Source organism: Methylobacterium sp. 1A, from assembly GCF_058072805.1.
In genome coordinates this window covers 2,622,707-2,642,128 of sequence record NZ_JBYQVE010000001.1, presented here as the reverse complement: position 1 = coordinate 2,642,128, position 19,422 = coordinate 2,622,707, and the positions used below count along the sequence as shown (strand labels likewise).

Genomic DNA, 19,422 nt, shown 5'->3' with positions numbered 1-19,422 from the left:
TCCGCTCACGCGCTGTAGATCAGCTCCGGACGCGGCAGCTTCTCTACATCTTTACGGGTCTTTGTCTTGGTTTAATTTGGATTAAATCGCGCCGCCACGCTGCGCGCGGCTCGGGGGCGCCGGTATGTCCCGTCGCGGGAAGAGATGGACAGGGCCGCGCCGTCACGCCTCGTCGACGGCGTCCGGACGCTGCGCGGCCGCGCGGCTCTCCTGAAGGGTGGCGGCGGCCTTGACGATCGACAGGATCCCGCCGCGGGTCGTCTCGTCGGTGATGCTAGTGAAGGCCAGGACGAGTTCCATGACCTTCGGATCCTCGAACAGGGCCGCGGGTCCGACGCGTCCGCCGCCGTTGTCCCGCGGATCCGCGAAGAACGTGTCCACCGGCACCCTCAGCAGGTCAGCGATGGCCTGAAGACGCCCTGCGCCGATGCGGTTGCGCCCCTTCTCGTACTTCTGAACCTGCTGGAAGCTGACGCCGATGGCCTGACCGAGATCGGTCTGGCTCAGGCCCTGTGCCACGCGGAGCGCCGCGATGCGGCCGCCGATCGAGCGATCAGTCTCGGTGGCGGACTTGGGCTTCGGGGAGGACGACATCGAACGGAAACCTTCAGCATGCTGGATGAGTGGCACTTACCCAGAGTCGCGGAGAAAAACACAACCGAAAACTGCTTAGCGCACCAATAAGTTGCGCAATTCCTAGTTGCACTGGACGCATGGCTTGGCTGTTGGTTGTACGCCCAGGGACGGTGAAACCGCAATGGTCAACTGTATCCGTCACGCAGCGCACAGACGGTTTCCCTCCTGCGCCTGTCTTCGCCGGCTACGGCAGCCTCTCAGTCGCCGTGCGCGACGATACATCGGAGATCGGTCGAAGGGGTGGTAAAGTACCGAGGCCTCCGATCGTCGTGGCGGACGGTGACGGATATGTGATGCGGCCGGCATTGTGATGGGACTGCGGCCGCGGGTCTCCATCAAGACATCGGCGATGCAATTCACCGGCGCGAATGTCGCGGCCGGCGGGACACACACCCCTGTCTCCGACATCGGGCCGCGTCTATCGCCGGCCTAAACACTTTAAGTCCCGGTCGAGAAAATCTATGAAATGATGTATTCACCGGCCAGGCTCGACGGTAGAGTCGGTCTCCCATCACAGCGCCCTCGTCGATGACCGACCTTCTCGTCACCCTCCAGGAGCCAGCCGAACCCGCCGGGCAGGCCGGGCCGGGATCCGAGACGTCGGCCCTGCGCGCGCATATCGCGCGGATTCTGCGCAGGCTGCCTCCCGCCAAGGCGACGAAGACGACCTGACCTCGACCGCCGGGAACGGCGCCGCGACCTGCCCGGACGGATCATCCGCTCGGGACGGGCGCCCGGTCCGGACGCCCCTCCTAGGCGACGGCCTCCAGCGGCTGCGGCCGGGCGCGGACGCGATCGAGGATGTCGAGGGTGCGGATGCTGTCCGCGAGCGGCATGATCGGGCTCTCGCGGGCGCCGGCGCGCAGGCAGCGATGCACCTCGTCGATCTGATGCCGCAGCCCGAACCCGAGGTACGGCGTCGGGATCAGCGCGACGCGGCGGAAGTCCAGCGGCTGCAGGAGGCGTTTCGCGAAGGCCAGCCGGCCGACGGCCTGGCGGCGCGGCGGGGCACGGTCGGCGGGCGCCGGCGCGGCCGCGGTGCGCACGCGCGTGAGGAAGGGCGGGCACAGGAACTGCCGGTGCAGGTGGATGCGGCCGCGCGTGCCGACGATCACGGCGGCGTTGTCGGCTTCTCCGGTCGAGCCGCAGCTCAGGGTCGCGGTCCTGGCGTTCCAGCCGAGCGCGAGCGCGGCCTGCTGCGCCGCCGCACCGCCCCGATCGAGGCCGACGCCCGAGACCTCGGTGGGTGCGCCGAACAGGTGGAGCGCCAGCGACACGGGGTAGACCCCGAGATCGAGGATCACCCCGCCTTCGGCCGGATCGTCCGTCCGTCCGGGCGGGTCCGGCGCGCGGGGGAAGAACAGGCGGGCGTCGAGATGCAGGGGATCGCCGATCTCGCCCGCCTCCAGCATCGCCTTGGCCCGCACGACGCCGGGCGTGAAGCGCATCCACATCGCCTCCATGCAGAAGACGCCCTTCCGCCGCGCCGCCTCCGCGATGCGCCGCGCCTGCCCGCCCGAGAGCGCGATCGGCTTCTCGATCAGGACCGACTTGCCGGCCTCGATGCAGGCCAGCGCGCTGTCCATGTGGTCGCTGTTGGGCGTGGCGATGTAGACGACGTCGATATCCGGCCGCGCGGCCAGGGCCTCGACGCCGGCGACGGCGGCCGGCGCGCCGGACGCCTGGGGGAAGGCCGCGGCGAAGGCCTGGGCGCTCCCCATGCTCCGCGCCCCGACGGCGGTGAGGCGCGCGTCCGGCCGCCCGAGAAGGTCGCTGACGAAGCGCTGGGCGATGATCCCGGTGCCGAGGACGCCCCACGAGACGGTCTGTGCCATGGCTAGAACCTGGATCTCAGCTGGATCACGGCGCCGCCGCCGGCATTCTGCATGGCGAGCGCGATCTCGGTGATGTGCAGCACGAACCGCGCCGGGAGCGGCGCCGGAACGCCCGCCCGGATCGCCGCGGCCTGGGCCGCGGGTCCGCGGGCGAAATCCATCTGCGACGGGTAGCTGGGCAGCTTGCCGCCGAAGCGGGGAGTCGGCAGCTTCCGACCGAGGAAGATCCGCCCGGGCAGGTAGCGCTGGATCCGGTGCAGCAGCCGGCCGAGCCGCCCGGGCGCCTCGCCGCTCGGCGAACGGAGATAGACCGGGCCCTGGCTGGCCCACGAATCGGTCACGGTCAGGACGCCCCGGTCGCCGATGATGTGCAGGGATCGGTCCTGCGGCGCGACGAGGCCGCAGGTGATCCGCGCGACGACGCCGGATCGGAACTCCAGGCACGCTGTCGAGAAGTCGTTGGCGACCGAGTCCGGGGGCTGGCCGGTGCCCTTGTCCGGGTACAGGCGCGACGCGAAGGCAGTCATGCGCTCGACCGGGCCGAACATCAGGCTCATCCAGGTCAGGTAGTAGCCGGCGTGCTCCAGGGTGCAGCCGACCCGGTACTCGTCCTCGGCCGGCCAGGGGGCGCCGGTCACGCTCCGCCATTCATGCACCGGCTCCCGGAACACCGGCCCGTCCTCCAACTCGGCGTAGACGAGCCGGACCGACCCGACCTGGCCGGACGCGACGGCCTCCCGCACGGTCGCGCCCGCCTCGCCCAGGATGCTCGCGGGCGCGCCGCTCAGCGAGAGGCCCTTCGCCTCGGCGAGTTCCACCAGCGCTTCGGCCTGGGCGTACTCCATGGCGAGCGGCTTCTCGGAGTAGACGTGCTTGCCGGCCTCCAGGGCGGCCTTGGTCACGACGTAGTGACTGTGCGGATTGGTCAGATTCAGGATGAGGCCGATCTCCGGCTCGGCGAGCAGGGCCTCGAGGCTGTCGAAGGCGCGGGCGTTGTAGTGACGGCAGAATACGGCGCGCCGCTCCGGGTCCCGGTCGTAGACGCCGGCGAGGCGCAGTTCGGGGTGGTTCACGAGGGTCGTCATGTAGAAGTCGGCGACGTAACCGCAGCCGACGATCCCGATCTGCATCTCTGTCCCTGAAGGTCATCCGCACCGGATTCGGGTCGTAGCGGCAGCGCTCCGTTCCGCGCCTTCATCAATTGGGCGTAGGATCGGCGCGCCGAGAGCTCAGCGACGCTCTCCGGCGCCCGAATTCGGCGCCCATGTCTCGGCAGTACACGGCGCTCGGGCCGCAGGCGCCGACGCTATTCGGTCGAACGCGCGTTTAACGCTCCGTTTACCGTACGGTCCGACAGTTCCGGTGCAACCGGAGCCCCGTGGACAGCCATGCTCGATGTCGCCTTCTGGTGGTGTGTGGCCGTGGCTTTGACCGGATCGGTCGGCCTCGTCGGCCTGGCCGTCGTCGCCGGCCGGAGCGGCCGCTCGCAGCCGCGCGGCCTCAAGCTTACCCGGACCGAGCCCCTCGTGCTCCGTCACTTCGGGCGCGCGTAGGTCGGCATTCGACCGGCACCGGCCGAGTATCCGGCGTCTCAGATCTTTAAGTTCGCGGTCGGGTCGGGTTCCCGCCGGGAAGATCCGTCGTGCCCAGGTCGCGCGAGGATCCCTGACCCTCAACCGGTTCACCCCGGTCGACGTAGCCGTCGGGCACCACCACCTGAGATCCCTTCGATGGAAGGCGGGTCGGGATCGGGCCGGTCGCGGTCACCGGAACGGACGTAACCGAGGTCGTCGACGGCAGGATCGCGTGCCTCCGGGTGCCGCTCGACCCGCCGACCGGTCGGGCTTGCCACGGTGCGACATCACCGTTTCCGCGGGTTCGATCTCAGGTGAGCCGCTTCCCTTCGCGGCGCCGGACGCTGCCGGTGTCAGGTCAGGGACAGCGATCGAGGTCCGGCCGCCTCACGATCTCACCCGGAGCACGATCTTGCCTCCGAGCCGACCCTCCTCGGAGCGCGCGTGGGCGCTGGCGACCTCGTCGAGGGGAAACTCCAGGCCGACTCGCGGCACCACGAGGCCGCGCTCGAGGAGGCGCGTCACGGCGTCGAGCTTGCGGCCGTCCTGGCGCGAGAAGACGAAGTGGTAGGTGGCGTTCCGGCCCCAAGCGTCGATGAGGTTCTGAGGCATCGCGGTGTCGACCAGGGTGACGACGCGCCCGTCCTCGCGGAGGATGCGCGGGGAGCGCGCGAGCGTGTCGCGGCCGATCGTGTCCAGGACGACGTCGACGCCCCTGCCCTCGGTCAGGCGATCGACGGCGTCCACATAGTCCTCGCGCTCGAAATCGATGACGGCGGAGGCGCCGAGCCGCTCGACGCGCGCCACGTCGCTGCCGCGCGCCGTCGCCAGGACCCGTGCCCCGATGGCCTTCGCGACCTGGACGGCGATCGCCCCGACGCCCCCGGCACCGCCGTGGACGAGGACGGTCTCTGTGACCTGCAATCGGGCCCGCTCGACCAGCCCTTCCCAGACGGTCACGCCGACGAGGCTCACGCTCGCGGCCTCGGAATGGGTGAGGTTGGCCGGCTTGCGCGCGACGATGCCGGCTTCCGCCACGTGGTACTCGGCGTACGATCCCGGACCGTCGAAGATCCGCGGCGTGTAATAGACCTCATCCCCCGCGCGGAACTCGGTCACGTCGGATCCAACCTGGTCGACGACGCCGGACACGTCGTGCCCGATGATGGCCGGCAGCGCGACCTGATCGGTGTAGTCGCCGCGGCGGATCTGGCAGTCGAGCGGGTTGATCGACGTGGCATGCACGGCCACGCGGACCTGCCGGGGTCCCGGCCGAGGGTCCGGCAGCTCCCGGAGCTCGAAGCTGTCCGGCCCGCCGAACTTCGTCAACACCATCGCCTTCAAGAGAGCCTCCCGTCCTGACCGGCCAACCTTGTGTCAGCCGGGCTGCGGGATGACGAACGCGTTCTCCTCACGGGGTCGATGAGCTACGTTCAGCCATGACGATGCGGAGATCGCTTCCCCCCCTCGCGGCGCTCCGGGCCTTCGAGGCGGCCGGGCGCCGCCTGACCTTCCGCGCTGCCGCCGACGAGCTGGGTGTCACGGCGACCGCCATCAGTCATCAGATCCGGCTTCTCGAGCAGACCCTGGGGCTGCGTCTCTTCCACCGCGAGACGCGCCGGGTCCGGCTGACCGCCGAGGGCACCGTTCTGCTGCCCGTGCTGCGCGACGGTTTCGACGCGTTCGCCCGAGCCATCGATGAGATCCGCGGCCGGCACGCGGCCGGCGTTCTCACGCTCTCGGCCCCGACCGCCTTCGTGGCGAAGTGGCTCGTGCCCCGGCTCGCCGACTTCCGGGCCGCGCATCCCGGTTGCGATCTGCGACTGCACGCGTCCGACAACCTGGTCGACTTCGCCCGCGACGGCGTGGACGTCGCCGTCCGATACGGGCCCGGTCCCTATCCCGGCCTCGACGCGCACAGGCTGGTGGTCGACCGGGTCGCACCCGCTTGCAGCCCGCGTCTCGCCATTCGATCCGAGAGCGATCTGGCCCGCCACCCCCTGCTGCACTTCGAGTGGCCCGACCTGACCGACGAGACGCCGACCTGGCCGGCCTGGCTGCGGAAGGCCGGGATCACCGATGTCGATGGCGGTGCGGGCATCCGCTTCAGCGACGAAGGTCACGTCATCCAGGCCACGATCGCCGGTCAGGGCATAGCGCTGGTCTCGGTCGTACTGACCGCCGACGACCTGGCGAGCGGCACGCTGGTTCAGCCCTTCGGGCCCGTCCTCGACGCGCACCCCTACTGGGTCGTCCACCCGCGACATCCGGCCCAGGCGGGACGCGTCGGGGTGCTGATCGACTGGCTGCGCAACGCAGCCATCCGGTGACGCAGGACCATGTGGCGAGGTCTGTATGACGGTTCGCGAGCGGCCATCCGTCGGCGGTTCGGCAATCTTTGTTCGGGGCGGGACCCGGCATCTCGACCATGAGGTGGCGACCGTCCGAAGCGTTGGCCGAAACTCCCTGCTCGATCGCAGTGCTCGTCATGGAGCTAAGTTTTCGCCGATCGCCGGTAAATCTCGACGGCGTAGCAAGCCTAAGCCCAGCGTCCGGTAAAACCGAAGCTTAAGTCAGAAGGACAGGCGATGCTGTGTCGTAAAGGCGTGGATGCAGACGTTCGACGGGACCTGTTGCAAGCCCGCCAAGGCGGTCAACGACGAAGGAGTGCGAATCTGAGATCTTTCGCGATCGATCGCCATCGTGGACGGCCGTTGTGAACCGCCCGATAGGTTCCGCCGGCGACACGTGCCGACAGGCCCTGGAGTGCCTCCAGGCGCGTCTCAGTTCGATAGATCGCTTCGCGCTTCTCGAGCTGGTCAAGCGCGCTGCGAAAGAAAGCGGCCGCCCTTGCCCGATCGAAGAGTGGAAAATGCTCAGCCGTCGCTTCCGGAAGCCGCTCGACGATATCGATCATGGCGGTCGTGGCTTCCCTGTAGGGATCCAAGCCCCCAGCTACCGTCCTCCGACCCGCGCTCCGCTCGCGCTCACCGTGTCCGAACAGATTATGGGCGTGCTGCCGATAGCGGACCAGGGGTACATCGATCTCGACGGTCTGACCGACGACTTGCGCCAGAAACATTACCCACCGGTCATGAGCGATCATCTCGCTGGGGACAATGAAATCGATAAAACGGTCATCGACATCCCACAGATCCAAGAGTTCCCGTCGAAAGACGATCGAAAATCCGAAGAACGTCAGCCACGGATCGTAGGTGAGCGGTTTTCTGAGTCCGGTACGATGAATGCCTTGCCGAAAGACGCCAAGCTCGCGATTGCTGGAGTCGATAGTGATGGCCGTATGGGCGATCATCGAGACGCTGCGATCGTCCAGATAGGGCGAGCAAAACTCAATCTTCTTCGTGTCCCAGATATCGTCCTGATCGCAGAAGGCGACGAATTTTCCACGCGCCAACCGAGCGGCTCTCAAGAAATTGCTTCGAAAGCCGAGCGCGGGCACGTTCTCATGGATTTTGAACTCGATTGCGCTGCCGCAAGAGAAATTTCGGACAATTTCTAGCGTGTTATCCGTCGATGCATCGTCGGAAACGATGATCTCAAGAGGATGTACTGTTTGCCCAACGAGAGTTTCAAGCTGTTCGCGGATAAATCTCGATCCGTTATGCGTGGCAAGAACAACAGAAACACCATGTTCATATCGCATGATGATGTCCTGACGAAACGGATTGCTATCTTCTGCGGTCGGAGCAACAATCAGACCATCTCTCGGTCACGGGTGGCCTCTCGAGTTCTTGCTATCGGGTGAGCGCGTATTCATTTGGGGCCACAGTCTTAATCGAACGGATTTGGATGCAAATAAATGAACGGAGCTGTGGCGCCCGAAGCAGATATTCTGCTCCCTTCTCCCGGTAAGATGCCGACCAAGAACGTCTTTCTTAAACTCGAGAGTGGCGCTTTGCGCCGACGCGGAGGCTGTTGATTTATCATCTTAGTCGTCGGTACTGTCTATAGCCTTCGCTACAAAAAGCAAGAGCGCTAATGAAGTTCCTGTTCTGCACGTTCCGATCATTGACCTGTACCCGCCGGGGGCCGGAAGGGATATCGACGCGGCCGGATGACGGCGTGCGCTCCGACAGATCTGCGTCGCCGAAGCTGACCGGCGGGAATCCACGCCACGTTGCCGATTCGCAAGCTACCCAACCCAGGCGTTCGGAGAGCGGTCGTTGCCTGCCGAAAGCCGCCACTTATCGATCGTCCAGCAACCTCGGATTGAAGGCGCGGTTGGCATCCCACTAAGGAATCCCATTCGCCCCGTGGTCTCGGTAGCCGGATCGAGCGAGAAGGCGATCATGATAGGCCGAGACGGCGGGATAGCTCGGGCGCTCCATTGGCGTCATGCGCCAACGGTTTACGGACAGGCCGAGAACGACATCCGCCAACGTGAAGGCTCCTCCGGCCACATAAGCTCCGGTTGAGGAGAGATGGTGGTCAAGGATCCCCATATTCGCGTTCCAGGCCTCGACCCCCGCCACTATCCGGTCTGGATCGGCGTAGGCCGGATCACGACGAACGAGGCCGAGGAAAGCCGCCCGCCAAGACGCGTTCAACTCGGTCGCTTGCCAGTCCATCCATTGTTCAACCAGAGCGCGTCCACGCGGGTCAGCAGGGAGCAGATCCGTCCGAGCGGCGCTCGCAGCGAGGTAGCGGCAGATCGTATTTGACTCCCACAAGGCCCCTGCCGCGTCTTCAATCACGGGCACGAGGCCGTTCGGGTTGCGAGCCAGAAATTCCGGGGTATCCGTTGCTTGGAAGCCGCTGCCGTAGTCCTGGCGATCGTAATCCAATCCGATCTCGGCACAGGTCCAAAGCACCTTGCGAACATTGATCGAACTGGCCTTGCCGAGAATGCGGATCATGGGAGCGGGTTAGTCAACGCTGGAATGATGAAGAGACGACCACAGAGGGCGTGGTTGCATCTTCCACCCGCGGAGTTAACCGCCCTTGTCTCAAGTGCGCAAAGCGGATGCAGCGAGCGACCTCGAGAGGATCTCGAGCGATGTCCACGGCTACGCCCGCTTCGATGCGTCCACAATCCAGATGCGGTCGGGCAGGGAACCATTCATCTGAGACGTTGGGGAGAGCCATGCGCGGCGGCAGAAGCTGGCCGAAAGATGCCGGTCTGCTCCGGAGTGAAACTGCAGGAAAAGCCGACACCTCCTGTCGCGCGTCGTCAGAACACCGCGTGGTCGCCGCGCTCGGCGACCGCCTCGCCACGGACCACGCGCGCATAGTAGTCGAAGAGCGTCTCCGATCCCGTCGACGGAGTGGCCTGGGCATCGTATCGCCCGGTCGCCGGGTCCAGGACGAGCATGGACTCCGTCGCGTAGTAGCGCCCGATCCGCGCGAGTTCGGCCTTGGCGGCCAGGGCCGGCACCCATCGGCCCATCGTCGTCAGAACGGCGACGATCGCGTCCAGCAGCACGACCGGAATGTGCGTGAAGCGCGGTTCGCGCCCCAGAAGGGCGAAGAGCCGCTCGCCCTGCGCGCGCGGCGTGATCGCCTCGCCCGGGCCGCCGATCGGCAGAACGCGATTGCGGCGGTCCCCATCGTCGAGGCAGTCCGCGAGATAGCGGCCAAGGTCGTCGTCGCTGATCGGCTTGCAGGCCGTCAAGGTCCCGTCCCCGAACACCAGAAATGGCTTGCCGCGTTTCACGCGTTCGATCTGTCCCGAGAGCGATTTGAAGAAGGCGGTGGGCCGAACGATCGTGTAGTCGAGCCCCGATGCGATCAGCTCTGCCTCGAAGGCGCGCTTGGCGTGCTGAAAAGCGAGGATCGGCTTCTGGACGCAGATCGCCGACAGAAGCACGACATGCGTGACGCCGGCTGTGCGGCCCGCGTGCAAGGCCTCGACCTGCGCGCCGTAATCGATCGCCCAGGCATCGTCGGGCAGCCCCGTGCGCGAGGCGAGGCACGACACCATGGCGTCGAAGCGTTCGCCGCGGACACCGTCGCGCGCCAGCGACACCGTGTCGGTCAGATCCACGATGCGCGCGGTAGCGCCTGACGGGATTGCGGTTTCGGCAGGGCGCCTGACGAGGCAGACGACCTCGTGGCCGCGCGAGACCAGTGCCCGAACCGTTGCCCGGCCGATTGTGCCGGTCGCTCCCAGGAAGAGGACACGGCGCGGCCTCACACCGTCCGGTCGATCCGCTTTCATGATCGCTTCATCACGACGTTCAACCATCCTAGCGCGACGGCGGCGCTTGCGCTGCCCCGTCGAACGGCGAAAGCGAAGATACGACGGGATCCGCAGAATGATCCGCGTCAATCTTGACGTTCAGCTGCGCGAGACCGCCTGTCCAGTGTCGACCCTTGGCCTGAGGTGGCTTCCGCTCTCCACCCCAGGCAGTCGCGAAGCCGGACGGCGCGCACCCTGTGAGTGCGCAACCGGCAGTTCGCTCACTTGCGTCGCGCAACGCGAACTTGCCGGCGCCCTCCCTGACGAGCCCGCGCTACGCCGCAGGAAGGTGGTGGGCGGGTTCGGCACGCGCCAGCGGGGCAGTTCCAGCGCGCCTTCGAGAAAGCGTCGGCCGCGGACAGGACGCCGGCGCAGGCCGAGAGTGGGGTGGCGAAGAAGGCCGAGAATCTGGCCAAGCGGATGCCAAACGCCGGATGCCGGGCGCAGCGGCGCTGAAGGTGGTGGCCGGCGGTGAGACCGGCGAGGCGGAGAGCGTCACGATTTCCGGACAGTGGGGTGCAGATCCCCGACGACGTCGCCGACAGGCTGCAGGGCTGATCGTTAGCCGGGCCCCTCGGCCGCGAACCCCCAGACCGGCCGTCTCGAGAACGGTCTCTTCGTCTCGCGATCGGCTTCGAGCCGGTCAACGCGAGGGCGATTCGAACGGCACCACCGTCGCCATAGGCTGAACGATTCCGGTCGTCGCTACACTGACCGGTCGACCAAATGTCTGTGCCCAACTCAACTGAATGACGCTGATTCTTTCTTGTCCGACAGATCGTCTCCGAGATATCTCACTACGTCGACGTTTAGAGAAGCCGATCCAGCGCACGACCGGATGCGCGCACTTGTTGCGTGAACCAAGCGTTTGCCCGATTTGATACCGAACGCGGGTCGAGCACTTGCACTTTTGTCTCACGATGCACATGGAATGCGGCTCCCTCCGGCAGCAGTGAGGGGCCACTGCAGAATTTAGCCGGACGAGCTGGATCTATATTTCGACACGATGATCCTCGATGTCGGCCAGATGATAATTCAGTAATAATTTACCCATCGATGATGATTTAACATTGTTTGCTTGAGCTGAAATCGCGGCCAATGCGCGGGCCTGCAACTAAATAACGTTCCCGCGGTGATACATTCGAGCGCGAATGGTGGTCTCGCACAGGCGAAATGCTCGACGGTCCCGCGACGAACTCTTTATTTCTGGACCAGCGAGACGCCTGCTCAGATCAGTCACCCTCGGGGTGCACCGGGATGCGCACCGCCGTTGCTGCCCCCCTCGATAGCGCTGTCGCCGAGGGAACAGGCTGCGGGTGAGGTCAGGCTGACCGGTTTTCATCGCTGCGGGCTGATCCGAGCGTTTACCGATCAGCCGCGTTTCGGTCACCGACGGCGACACCGGGGTGATCTGCGGGACCCGCATCCGCCGTCGGACTGGAAGCGTGCCGAGTGCGCCAGTGGCGTCGAGACCGGCCGGAAATGGAGAAGCCCGCGGCGCCCACGGCAGCGCTCACGCGGACTGTCTGCGCGATCGAGGGCGACATCCCGCGCGAGGCCGACGAGATCGACCGGCTTCCCGGAAGCAGGGACTACGACCGGACCGCGATCGACACGGGCTCCGGCGAGCGCTTACTCTGCCGCGAGATCGAGGCCGCGGGCTGGCGAACGGCGCGCGGGTGATGGACGCGCCCGTCCCTGAACTTCCCTCGACATCAACCGTTCCTGTGCCACAGCAATCGCAGGGACGACTTCATGACTCGCACGCTCGCGGCGCTCGCAGGAGCCTTGTCCATCGCCCTGGCCGCGCCGGTCTCAGCGCAAACGGTGACGGGCGGCGCGGGAAACACCGGGGTCGCCCCGCCGGCGACAACCGGAGGTGCCGGCCCGGGTGCCCGGGATCTCGGACCGAGCCCGGTCACCCGTGGAAATGAGGCCAACCCGAGCAACTCGTCGATCCCGGGCACGACGCCGGGCGTCAACATTGGCGGCACCCCCACGAGCGGGCCGCCCGGCACTGGCGGCACGTCGGGCGGCCCGTCCCTCGGTCGGTAAGCCCGCTCGGCTCCGCCCCGATCTGCTCACGGGGCGGGGGAGCGCCTGATCTCACCAGCGTGTGAGCCGAGCCGATACGCAACGCGGCCCGGCGGCAGGTTCGCGGCCGGCGGTTACCGGGCGGTATCCCATGCACCGAAAGCAAGTTTTAAGATTACCGTTCTATAAGTCTGACATCGCATTGCGTTCCGATGTTGACCATGACCCTCGCGCTGTTGGCCGTCCTGATTGCCGGGGCGCTGTGTCTCGGAATGATCTCCGCGTTCCTGCCGTTTCAGCGTCCGCGCGAGGAGATCGAGTTGGCAGAGTTCACCGACGAAGAATTCTTCGACATCGGCGGCCCGATCATCGATATGCAGGCGACGCGCTAAGGGCGCTCGACACGGACTCGCCATTCATCGGTCGGCGGGGCATCGAGAGGCGCGCCACGGCGCGCCGGGCAGGTCAAAGCGAGAGGTGCTTCGTGGACCCCCAGCCATTCACCATCGACACCGAGGCCCAGGCTCAGACGTACCTGACCGATCTCCTCAACAATCCGAAGAACCGGTCGATGAGCGAGATCGCGAGGCACTGCGCCCTGCGGGTCCGCAACCCGAAGATCAAGGCGTTCTTTCTGACCGAGGGCGCGAAGATGCTCGCCGAGATGAAAGCCTAGGGGCGAGACAGGAAAGCTCCGACCGGCGAACCGGTTGGCCCGTCCGGATTCGAGCCCCGGCGGGCGTGCAGCGGCAGCGAGAACGTCCCGCGCGGCGGTGCCGTCGGGGCTGAAGGCGGTAGCCTCGAGGGCATGCCGAGGCCCGGTCGACGCGTGGGCAGGCGGGACGGTTTAAGCCTCCGACGAGGACGGCGCCCGGCCTGCGTCCAGGCTGACCTGACCGGCCGCCTTCGGACCGAGCTGATCGAGAGGATCTGCCAGGACCGGAGGAGCCGGACAGGCGGCGCGGTCGGACGACGCGCGCGGAGCAGGGCGCGCCGAAGCTGCACCAGATCGAGGTGCAGACAGCCCGGGGCAAGAACTTGGCGCTTGCGTGCGCGGAAGCGGAGATCTCTGAGCAGAGTGCCTCACGCTGGCGCAAGGCGTACGCCGGTCTCCGAGTCGATCAGGCTTGGAAGATGAAGGATCCAGACCGCGAGAAGGCTCGGCCGCGGCGGCTCGTGGCCGATCTGACCTTGAAGAAGCAGATGTTGGCGGACGTGGCGGCCGGAGCCTCGTAGCATCCGAGCGACGCCGCTAGGCGGTTGCAGATATCCGGGAGAGGTACGGTCTTCCGGAACGCCACGCCTGCCGGACCGTCGACCAGCGCCGCGGCACGCGACGCGATGTGCCCTCCGTGTCGGCCGAAGAAGACGCGTTGACCCCTGCCATCATCACCCTGGCATCCGAGTGCGGGCGCTGCGGCTGCTGCCGTGTCACCGCACTGCTGCGAGCGGATTGCTGGCAAGCGGGCCAGGATCGGGTTCGGCGCATCGGGCGTCGCGAAAGGCTCGAGGTTCCGCAGAATCCCTTTGACCAGGGAGGGCGTGACGACCGCGCGTCGCGACGGCCGGGAGATCGGCGCTGACACAGGCAACGCCCCGGGCTTCGAGGACCTCGCGTGGGCCCCGGGCCTCGCCGACCGCCGGCTCGGGATGCGCGGCCCGATTGTCCAAGAAAGCCTCGCTTGGCAGACGGGAAGGCCGTTGACGATAGATGACGATCATAATAGATTATGGGCGTCATATCAAACCGTCGAGGGCCCGCGGGGGAGCCGGCGATGGATGCGGACTGGTCATCGTACGCACCGGCTTGGCCGGCCCGGATTTCCGTGACCCTGAAGCCAGCCTTGGTCCAGGCCTCCGAGGTCGCGCCGGCCGCGGGGATGGTCGAGGGTAGCGGCGCCGAGATCGAGGGCCTTGAGCAGTTCGGAGGCCCCATCGGCGTGACCATCGTCGACGCCAACATCCAGGTCTCGGATGGCCGGCCGGGGCTCCTGTCCAATACCCCCGAAGCCGGACGAGGGGGCCCGACCTCCCGAGTCCGCTCCTCGGGCATCGCGTAGCCGGCCGCCGAAGCTGTCACGGACGAGGAAGCCCTCATGGACATCAGGACGCGCCGACTGCTGACGGCCCCTCTCCTGCCGACACTGGCCCGGATGGCCGTGCCGAATGTCGCGGTCATGGTCGTCCAGACCTCCATCGGCCTGATCGAGACCTACTTCGTCGCCGAGCTCGGCACCGACGCCCTCGCCGGAATGGCGCTCGTCTTCCCGGTGGTCATGCTCGTCCAGATGCTGTCCGCGGGCGGCATGGGCGGCGGCATCCAGTCGGCGGTCTCGCGCACCCTGGGCGCTGGTCGGCAGGACGCGGCAGGTCCGCTCGCGTGGCACGCCGCCGCCATCGGACTCGGCCTCGGCGCGGTGACCAGCCTGCTCGCCTTGACCCTGGGACCGCGCCTCTACGCGGCGATGGGCGGCACGGGTGCCTCGCTCAGGGCCGCGACGGCCTACGCGACCGTCGTGTTCGGCGCGGCGATCCTGATCTGGCTGTTCAACGCGCTGGCGGCGGTGATCCGCGGGACCGGCAACATGGCGCTCCCGGCCGGCGTCACCTGCGCCGGGGCCGTCCTGCTGATCCCGCTCTCGCCCGCGCTGATCTTCGGGTGGGGGCCGTTCCCCCGCCTCGGGGTCGTGGGCGGCGGTGTCGCCTTCGCCGCCTACTACGCCGTCGGCGCCACCCTCTTCGCCGCCTACATCTGGTCCGGCCGGAGTGTCCTACGCCCGAGCCCTCGCCCGCCGAGGCTGACCTGGGCGCCGTCCCGCGAGATCCTGCGCGTCGGCCTGCTCTCCGGCATCGCCAGCATGACCTCCAACGTCACCGTCATCGCCGCGACCGGCTTCGTCGGGACGGCGGGACCGGCGGCAGTGGCGGGGTACGGGACCGGCGCGAGGCTTGAGTACCTGCTGGTCCCCCTGGTGTTCGGGCTCGGCTCGCCGATCGCCGCCCTCGTCGGGACCGCCCTCGGGGCCGGGATGCACGCACGCGCCCGTCAGGCCGCGCTGACCGGCGCCCTCGTGGCGGGTGTCCTGACGGAGGCCATCGGCCTCACGGCCGCCCTCCATCCTGCCGGGTGGCTCGGCCTGTTCGGGCACGATCCGGCGATGCTCGCCACCGGCTCGACCTACCTGCGCGTCGTCGGACCGTTCTACGGATTCTTCGGGGCCGGCCTCGCCCTCTACTTCGCGGCCCAGGGGGCCGGGCGTGTCGGCTGGCCGCTCGCCGCGAGCGTCCTTCGGATGGCCGTGGCCCTGGGGGGAGCCTGGATCGCGGCGAGGCTCGGGCTCGGCTTGGTCGGGATGTTCGTCGCCCTCTCGGCCGGCTTCGTCGCCATGGGCCTCGTCAACGCGGCCGCCTTCGCGGCCGGCCGGATGTTCCTGGCGGGTCCCGGTCTGAGCACATCACCTGTTCCGCCGGACCTCACGGCGGCCGCCAATTCGGGACGCTGAGACGAGGCCTGCGACGCGGCTGAGGCCGATGGGTGCCGGCGCCTCCGAGGCGAACGGCGTCCGCGTCCCGGGGCCGCGTCTCCTTCGGGATGAGCGGGGCGCCCGCCCATCTCGAGGCGACGGTGCTGGGAGCACCCGAGGAGCAGTTCGGCAGGATCCTCGAACCGACCGACCCGCGCTCGCGATCGATGACGGAGATCGCCGATGAATCCTCCGAGACCCTGGGCCGAATTGGCGAGGCACTCGGATCTGGCTTGCTTTAAAAAATTATGATCATAATTTATATCGGGTCGCAGCGGGCAAGGTGCCGCGTGGATCGGAGGGCGATATGAGCAAGGGCAGCATCAAGACCGCGGTGGTCACAGGCGCCTCGTCCGGCATCGGGCTGGAGACGGCGAAGGCCCTTCAGGCTGCGGGCTACCGCGTATTCGGGACCAGCCGGAGGGCGTCTCCGGCCGTGGACGGCGGGATGGCTACCATCGTCTGTGACGTCACCGATGAGAGATCGGTCACTGAGACGGTCGAGACCGTCTTCGGCGAGACGGGGAGGATCGACCTCCTCGTGAACAACGCCGGCTTCGGCATCAGCGGCGCGGCCGAGGAATCGTCGGTCTCGCAGGCTCAGGCCATGTTCGACGTGAACCTGTTCGGCGTCATCCGGACGACCCGCGCCGTGCTTCCCCTGATGCGCGCGCAGAAGGGCGGCCGGATCGTCAACGTCAGCTCTGTCCAGGGCCTGATCCCGGCCCCCTACATGGCGCTCTACGGCGCCAGCAAGCACGCCGTCGAAGGCTACTCCGAGTCGCTGGACCACGAGGTTCGTGGGCAAGGGATCCGGATCGTGCTCGTCGAGCCCGCCTTCACCCGGACGGCCTTCGACCGGAACCTCGTGCGCCCCGACGCGCCGCTCGGCATCTACGAGGCGGAGCGCGCCGGTCGAGACCGGTTCCTGAGCGAGGTCATGAAGTCCGCCGATGCGCCCGAGGTCGTGGCGAAGGTCATCGTCGAAGCCGCCACCGCGACGAGCCCGAAGCGCCGTTACACGGCGGGCCCCAAGGCGAGGCAGGTCAGCCTGCTGCGCCGCTTCGTGCCGGCCACCGCCTTCGACAGGAGCTTCCGCAAGGAGATGCGCCTCCCGCAGGTCCCGTGATCACGAGTCCGGAGAGGTCGCGGTTCCGGCGCGTGTCGGCGTGCAGGGTTTGAGATCGGCCGGGCGCCAGCGCCGTCGATCCTGACCCTCCGCGCCGCGTCGTCACCAGGCACACCGACAGCACCCGCAGCTCCGCACCGCTTCGTCGACGTGCGGTGGAGTGATCCGAGGTGGCCCAGACAGGGCGAAGCCTGGACGGCCGCGCCTACCTGCGGGCGATGAAAGTCGGGGAGGCGCGCCTCTGCCGCCGGCCACGCTGCTGAGGATCCAAGTCGATCGCCTCGTCAGAGAGCTCGGCGGCCTCGCGAAGCGCGGAGACGGTCGGGTTCGAGGCCATGGGCTTCGGCGACCCTTCGCCGCCAGGAATGCACCGACCGAGAACAGACCCTGGGTGGCTCTGGTGGCCCATAGTGCCCACGTGCACCGCGCGTTCCGCCTTTGCTCGCGGACTGACCAGCGATCGTTCCAGGACAGAGCCTTGTTGCCCAAAGGCTTGAATGGTCGGAGTGGCGGGATTCGAACCCACGACCCCTAGTCCCCCAGACTAGTGCGCTAACCGGGCTGCGCTACACTCCGACGCCGCTAGGGCTCGCGGCTCTTAGCCTCCGCGCCGCGCCCGCGCAAGCCCTTCGGCGCGCGCGGGCCGCGCGGATGTGCTGGCTCTCGCGGGTCAGGCCCGCTACGGGGAGGCCTCGCCCCCGCGATTGCCAGAGGATCATGACGGACCGACCGATCGCCTTCGATCTCACGCGCCTCGTCACGCGGCTGCGCCACGCGAGCCCGTCGGGCATCGACCGCGTCGACCTCGCCTACGCGCGCGCCTATCTCGGCCGGGCGGAGACGGGCGTCGGCGTCGTCTCCACGGCGTTCGGACCGCGCATCCTCGACCGCGCGCAGGCGCTGGAGATCGTCGAGGCCGTGGCGGCCGGCTGGGTCGAGGACCGGGACGCCGCGTCGGACCCGGTCTACCGGCGGCTCGCGTCCCGCTGCGGCGATCCCGCCGCCGCGCCGCCGCCCGGCACCGCACCGCAGGCCGGGTCCGCCGACCGGCGGCGGATCCAGGCGCGCAAGACCGTCGACATCGCGCTGCGCGGCCGGTCGGTCGCGATCCTGCCCCGGGACGCGCTCTATTTGCACACCTCGCACCTGCGCCTCGACGACCCGCGGCGGTTCGACTGGCTCTATACCCGGCGGGACGTCCGGGCGGCGTTCTTCGTCCACGACCTCATCCCGATCACCCACCCGGAATACGGCCGGTCCGGTGAGGCCGACCGGCACCGGGCGCGCCTGCGCACGATCGGGCGGCACGCCTCCGCCATCCTGGTGAATTCGGAGGATACCGGCCGGCGCACCCTCGCGCATCTCGCCGCCGAGGGGTTCGGGCGGCCGCCGGTGGCCGTGGGCCATCTCGGGGTCGAGACCGCCTTCGGCCACACCGGGCCCCGATTCACCCCCGACCGGCCGACCTTCCTGGTCTGCGGCACCATCGAGTCGCGCAAGAACCACCTGCTGCTGTTCCAGATCTGGCGGCTCCTGGCCGAGCGCCACGGGGCGGCGGCACCCCGGCTCGTCGTGGTCGGGCGCCGGGGCTGGGAGGCGGAGAGCGCCATCGACATGCTGGAGCGCTGCCCCGGCGTGCGCGCCCACGTCATCGAGGCCTCGGGATTGTCGACCCACGGTCTGGCGGCGCTGATGCGCAGCTGCACCGCCCTGCTGATGCCGTCCTTCACCGAGGGCTACGGCATCCCCGTCGTCGAGGCCGCGGCCTCGGGGCTGCCGGTGATCGCCTCCGACATCGCCGTCCACCGCGAGATCGCCGACGGCTTCGCGCTGTTCCGCGATCCCCTGGACGGTCCGGGCTGGATCGAGGCGATCGAGGCGCTCGCGCGGCCCGACGGATCGCTCCGCGCCGAACTGGCCGGCCGTCTGGCCGGGTACCGGCCGCCGGACTGGCCCGCGCATTTCGCGGCCGTGGCGCCGACCCTCGCGGCGCTCTGACAGGGGCCGCCGATCCGCGCCGGGCCGGGCCTCCTCGGCCGCCCGCCCGCGGGCGACGGTCGCGGGACGACGACGCACGTTGCGCCGCCGGAGTCTGACGAATAAGGAAAAGCGTCAGTCAGCCAGCCTGGCCGAGAGCGGGCGGAACGGAGATCCTGCCGATGCGGGTGGTCGACCTCGATCGCGAGACGGTCAAGCAAGGGCTCGATGACGGCTCGATGCTGATCATCGACGTCCGTGAATCGCACGAGTACGAGGCCGGGCACATCCCCGGCGCCGTCTCGCACCCGCTCTCCGGCTTCGACCCGCAGGCGGTCGCGGCCCTCGTCGCCGAGGACGGCCGGCGGGCGGTGTTCTCGTGCGCCTCGGGCGTCCGCTCGGTTCACGCGCTCATGGCGGCGCAGAATGCCGGGCTCGACCTCGCCGAACACTACAAGGGCGGTTTCAAGGACTGGTACAGCGCGGGCGAAACGATCGCCTAATCTGCCGTTTC

General features: G+C 68.0%; 17 protein-coding genes, 1 tRNA gene and 2 pseudogenes. 11 read left to right on the top strand and 9 right to left on the bottom strand.

Features of this window, described 5'->3' with window-relative positions; translation table 11 throughout:
* Positions 1–162: 162 nt before the first annotated feature.
* The 3 genes from ACX9MN_RS12985 to ACX9MN_RS12975 form a co-directional block, all read right to left on the bottom strand.
* A complete protein-coding gene (locus tag ACX9MN_RS12985; RefSeq protein WP_056527784.1) occupies positions 163–594 on the bottom strand; it encodes a helix-turn-helix domain-containing protein in 432 nt (143 codons plus the stop codon).
* Between the two features lie 794 nt (positions 595–1,388).
* Complete coding sequence (locus ACX9MN_RS12980) at positions 1,389–2,471, bottom strand: Gfo/Idh/MocA family protein (protein WP_489724648.1); 1,083 nt, start codon at positions 2,469–2,471, stop codon at positions 1,389–1,391.
* Positions 2,472–2,473: 2 nt separating this feature from the next.
* Entirely contained in the window at positions 2,474–3,601 is a 1,128-nt protein-coding gene (locus tag ACX9MN_RS12975; protein WP_056527789.1) for a Gfo/Idh/MocA family protein, read from the bottom strand.
* 258 nt (positions 3,602–3,859) lie between these two features.
* On the opposite strand from ACX9MN_RS12975, the gene ACX9MN_RS12970 reads away from it, so the two are divergent.
* Positions 3,860–4,024, top strand: coding sequence for a hypothetical protein (locus ACX9MN_RS12970; protein ID WP_165923078.1), 165 nt, complete (start codon positions 3,860–3,862; stop codon positions 4,022–4,024).
* 408 nt (positions 4,025–4,432) lie between these two features.
* Here the strand turns inward: ACX9MN_RS12970 and ACX9MN_RS12965 are convergent, their stop codons facing one another.
* Entirely contained in the window at positions 4,433–5,389 is a 957-nt protein-coding gene (locus ACX9MN_RS12965) for a zinc-dependent alcohol dehydrogenase family protein (RefSeq protein WP_489724647.1), read from the bottom strand.
* A gap of 95 nt (positions 5,390–5,484) precedes the next feature.
* Here ACX9MN_RS12965 and gcvA point away from each other — a divergent pair, with 95 nt between their 5' ends.
* Positions 5,485–6,375 (top strand): transcriptional regulator GcvA, encoded by an 891-nt coding sequence (gene gcvA, locus ACX9MN_RS12960; RefSeq protein WP_489724646.1) that lies wholly within the window; start codon positions 5,485–5,487, stop codon positions 6,373–6,375.
* A 323-nt stretch (positions 6,376–6,698) separates the two neighbouring features.
* Here the strand turns inward: gcvA and ACX9MN_RS12955 are convergent, their stop codons facing one another.
* The 4 genes and pseudogenes from ACX9MN_RS12955 to ACX9MN_RS12940 all read right to left on the bottom strand — a co-directional run.
* Positions 6,699–7,709 carry a glycosyltransferase gene (locus tag ACX9MN_RS12955; protein ID WP_447683490.1) on the bottom strand — a complete coding sequence of 337 codons (1,011 nt, stop codon included), beginning with the start codon at positions 7,707–7,709 and terminating at the stop codon, positions 6,699–6,701.
* 589 nt (positions 7,710–8,298) lie between these two features.
* Positions 8,299–8,922, bottom strand: coding sequence for a glutathione S-transferase family protein (locus tag ACX9MN_RS12950; RefSeq protein ID WP_091676605.1), 624 nt, complete (start codon positions 8,920–8,922; stop codon positions 8,299–8,301).
* A 314-nt stretch (positions 8,923–9,236) separates the two neighbouring features.
* The gene (locus tag ACX9MN_RS12945) at positions 9,237–10,223 is read right to left on the bottom strand and encodes an NAD(P)H-binding protein (RefSeq protein ID WP_427509044.1); all 987 of its coding nucleotides are present in this window, start codon (positions 10,221–10,223) and stop codon (positions 9,237–9,239) included.
* A gap of 282 nt (positions 10,224–10,505) precedes the next feature.
* Positions 10,506–10,618 (bottom strand): annotated as a pseudogene (locus tag ACX9MN_RS12940) (LexA family protein); the annotation flags it as partial.
* Between the two features lie 1,108 nt (positions 10,619–11,726).
* On the opposite strand from ACX9MN_RS12940, the gene ACX9MN_RS12935 reads away from it, so the two are divergent.
* The 7 genes and pseudogenes from ACX9MN_RS12935 to ACX9MN_RS12905 all read left to right on the top strand — a co-directional run bounded on the left by ACX9MN_RS12935 (position 11,727) and on the right by ACX9MN_RS12905 (position 16,931).
* Positions 11,727–11,927 carry a nuclease gene (locus tag ACX9MN_RS12935; RefSeq protein ID WP_489724645.1) on the top strand — a complete coding sequence of 67 codons (201 nt, stop codon included), beginning with the start codon at positions 11,727–11,729 and terminating at the stop codon, positions 11,925–11,927.
* A 572-nt stretch (positions 11,928–12,499) separates the two neighbouring features.
* Positions 12,500–12,670: a hypothetical protein gene (locus ACX9MN_RS12930; protein ID WP_489724644.1), complete on the top strand. Its 171-nt coding sequence runs from the start codon at positions 12,500–12,502 to the stop codon at positions 12,668–12,670.
* 92 nt (positions 12,671–12,762) lie between these two features.
* Positions 12,763–12,954 carry a hypothetical protein gene (locus ACX9MN_RS12925; RefSeq protein WP_020095026.1) on the top strand — a complete coding sequence of 64 codons (192 nt, stop codon included), beginning with the start codon at positions 12,763–12,765 and terminating at the stop codon, positions 12,952–12,954.
* A gap of 254 nt (positions 12,955–13,208) precedes the next feature.
* Positions 13,209–13,795 (top strand): annotated as a pseudogene (locus tag ACX9MN_RS12920) (IS3 family transposase); the annotation flags it as partial.
* 309 nt (positions 13,796–14,104) lie between these two features.
* Positions 14,105–14,338 carry a hypothetical protein gene (locus ACX9MN_RS12915; protein ID WP_158684234.1) on the top strand — a complete coding sequence of 78 codons (234 nt, stop codon included), beginning with the start codon at positions 14,105–14,107 and terminating at the stop codon, positions 14,336–14,338.
* Between the two features lie 36 nt (positions 14,339–14,374).
* The gene (locus ACX9MN_RS12910) at positions 14,375–15,781 is read left to right on the top strand and encodes an MATE family efflux transporter (RefSeq protein ID WP_489724643.1); all 1,407 of its coding nucleotides are present in this window, start codon (positions 14,375–14,377) and stop codon (positions 15,779–15,781) included.
* A gap of 328 nt (positions 15,782–16,109) precedes the next feature.
* Positions 16,110–16,931, top strand: a complete 822-nt coding sequence (locus tag ACX9MN_RS12905; RefSeq protein WP_489724642.1) for an oxidoreductase — start codon at positions 16,110–16,112, stop codon at positions 16,929–16,931.
* A gap of 498 nt (positions 16,932–17,429) precedes the next feature.
* Here the strand turns inward: ACX9MN_RS12905 and ACX9MN_RS12900 are convergent.
* Positions 17,430–17,507, bottom strand: a tRNA-Pro gene (locus ACX9MN_RS12900).
* Positions 17,508–17,648: 141 nt separating this feature from the next.
* Here ACX9MN_RS12900 and ACX9MN_RS12895 point away from each other — a divergent pair.
* Positions 17,649–18,929, top strand: coding sequence for a glycosyltransferase family 4 protein (locus ACX9MN_RS12895; protein ID WP_103986109.1), 1,281 nt, complete (start codon positions 17,649–17,651; stop codon positions 18,927–18,929).
* A gap of 161 nt (positions 18,930–19,090) precedes the next feature.
* On the top strand, positions 19,091–19,411 hold the full coding sequence (locus ACX9MN_RS12890) for a rhodanese-like domain-containing protein (RefSeq protein WP_091976377.1): 321 nt from the start codon (positions 19,091–19,093) through the stop codon (positions 19,409–19,411).
* Positions 19,412–19,422: the final 11 nt, after the last annotated feature.

Coding starts and splice junctions, on each gene's coding strand:
- ACX9MN_RS12985 (WP_056527784.1), bottom strand. CDS start 594: ATGTCGTCCTCCCCGAAGCCCAAGTCCGCCACCGAGACTGATCGCTCG.
- ACX9MN_RS12980 (WP_489724648.1), bottom strand. CDS start 2,471: ATGGCACAGACCGTCTCGTGGGGCGTCCTCGGCACCGGGATCATCGCC.
- ACX9MN_RS12975 (WP_056527789.1), bottom strand. CDS start 3,601: ATGCAGATCGGGATCGTCGGCTGCGGTTACGTCGCCGACTTCTACATG.
- ACX9MN_RS12970 (WP_165923078.1), top strand. CDS start 3,860: ATGCTCGATGTCGCCTTCTGGTGGTGTGTGGCCGTGGCTTTGACCGGA.
- gcvA (WP_489724646.1), top strand. CDS start 5,485: ATGACGATGCGGAGATCGCTTCCCCCCCTCGCGGCGCTCCGGGCCTTC.
- ACX9MN_RS12955 (WP_447683490.1), bottom strand. CDS start 7,709: ATGCGATATGAACATGGTGTTTCTGTTGTTCTTGCCACGCATAACGGA.
- ACX9MN_RS12950 (WP_091676605.1), bottom strand. CDS start 8,922: ATGATCCGCATTCTCGGCAAGGCCAGTTCGATCAATGTTCGCAAGGTG.
- ACX9MN_RS12945 (WP_427509044.1), bottom strand. CDS start 10,223: ATGAAAGCGGATCGACCGGACGGTGTGAGGCCGCGCCGTGTCCTCTTC.
- ACX9MN_RS12935 (WP_489724645.1), top strand. CDS start 11,727: ATGGAGAAGCCCGCGGCGCCCACGGCAGCGCTCACGCGGACTGTCTGC.
- ACX9MN_RS12930 (WP_489724644.1), top strand. CDS start 12,500: ATGACCCTCGCGCTGTTGGCCGTCCTGATTGCCGGGGCGCTGTGTCTC.
- ACX9MN_RS12910 (WP_489724643.1), top strand. CDS start 14,375: ATGGACATCAGGACGCGCCGACTGCTGACGGCCCCTCTCCTGCCGACA.
- ACX9MN_RS12905 (WP_489724642.1), top strand. CDS start 16,110: ATGAGCAAGGGCAGCATCAAGACCGCGGTGGTCACAGGCGCCTCGTCC.
- ACX9MN_RS12895 (WP_103986109.1), top strand. CDS start 17,649: ATGACGGACCGACCGATCGCCTTCGATCTCACGCGCCTCGTCACGCGG.
- ACX9MN_RS12890 (WP_091976377.1), top strand. CDS start 19,091: ATGCGGGTGGTCGACCTCGATCGCGAGACGGTCAAGCAAGGGCTCGAT.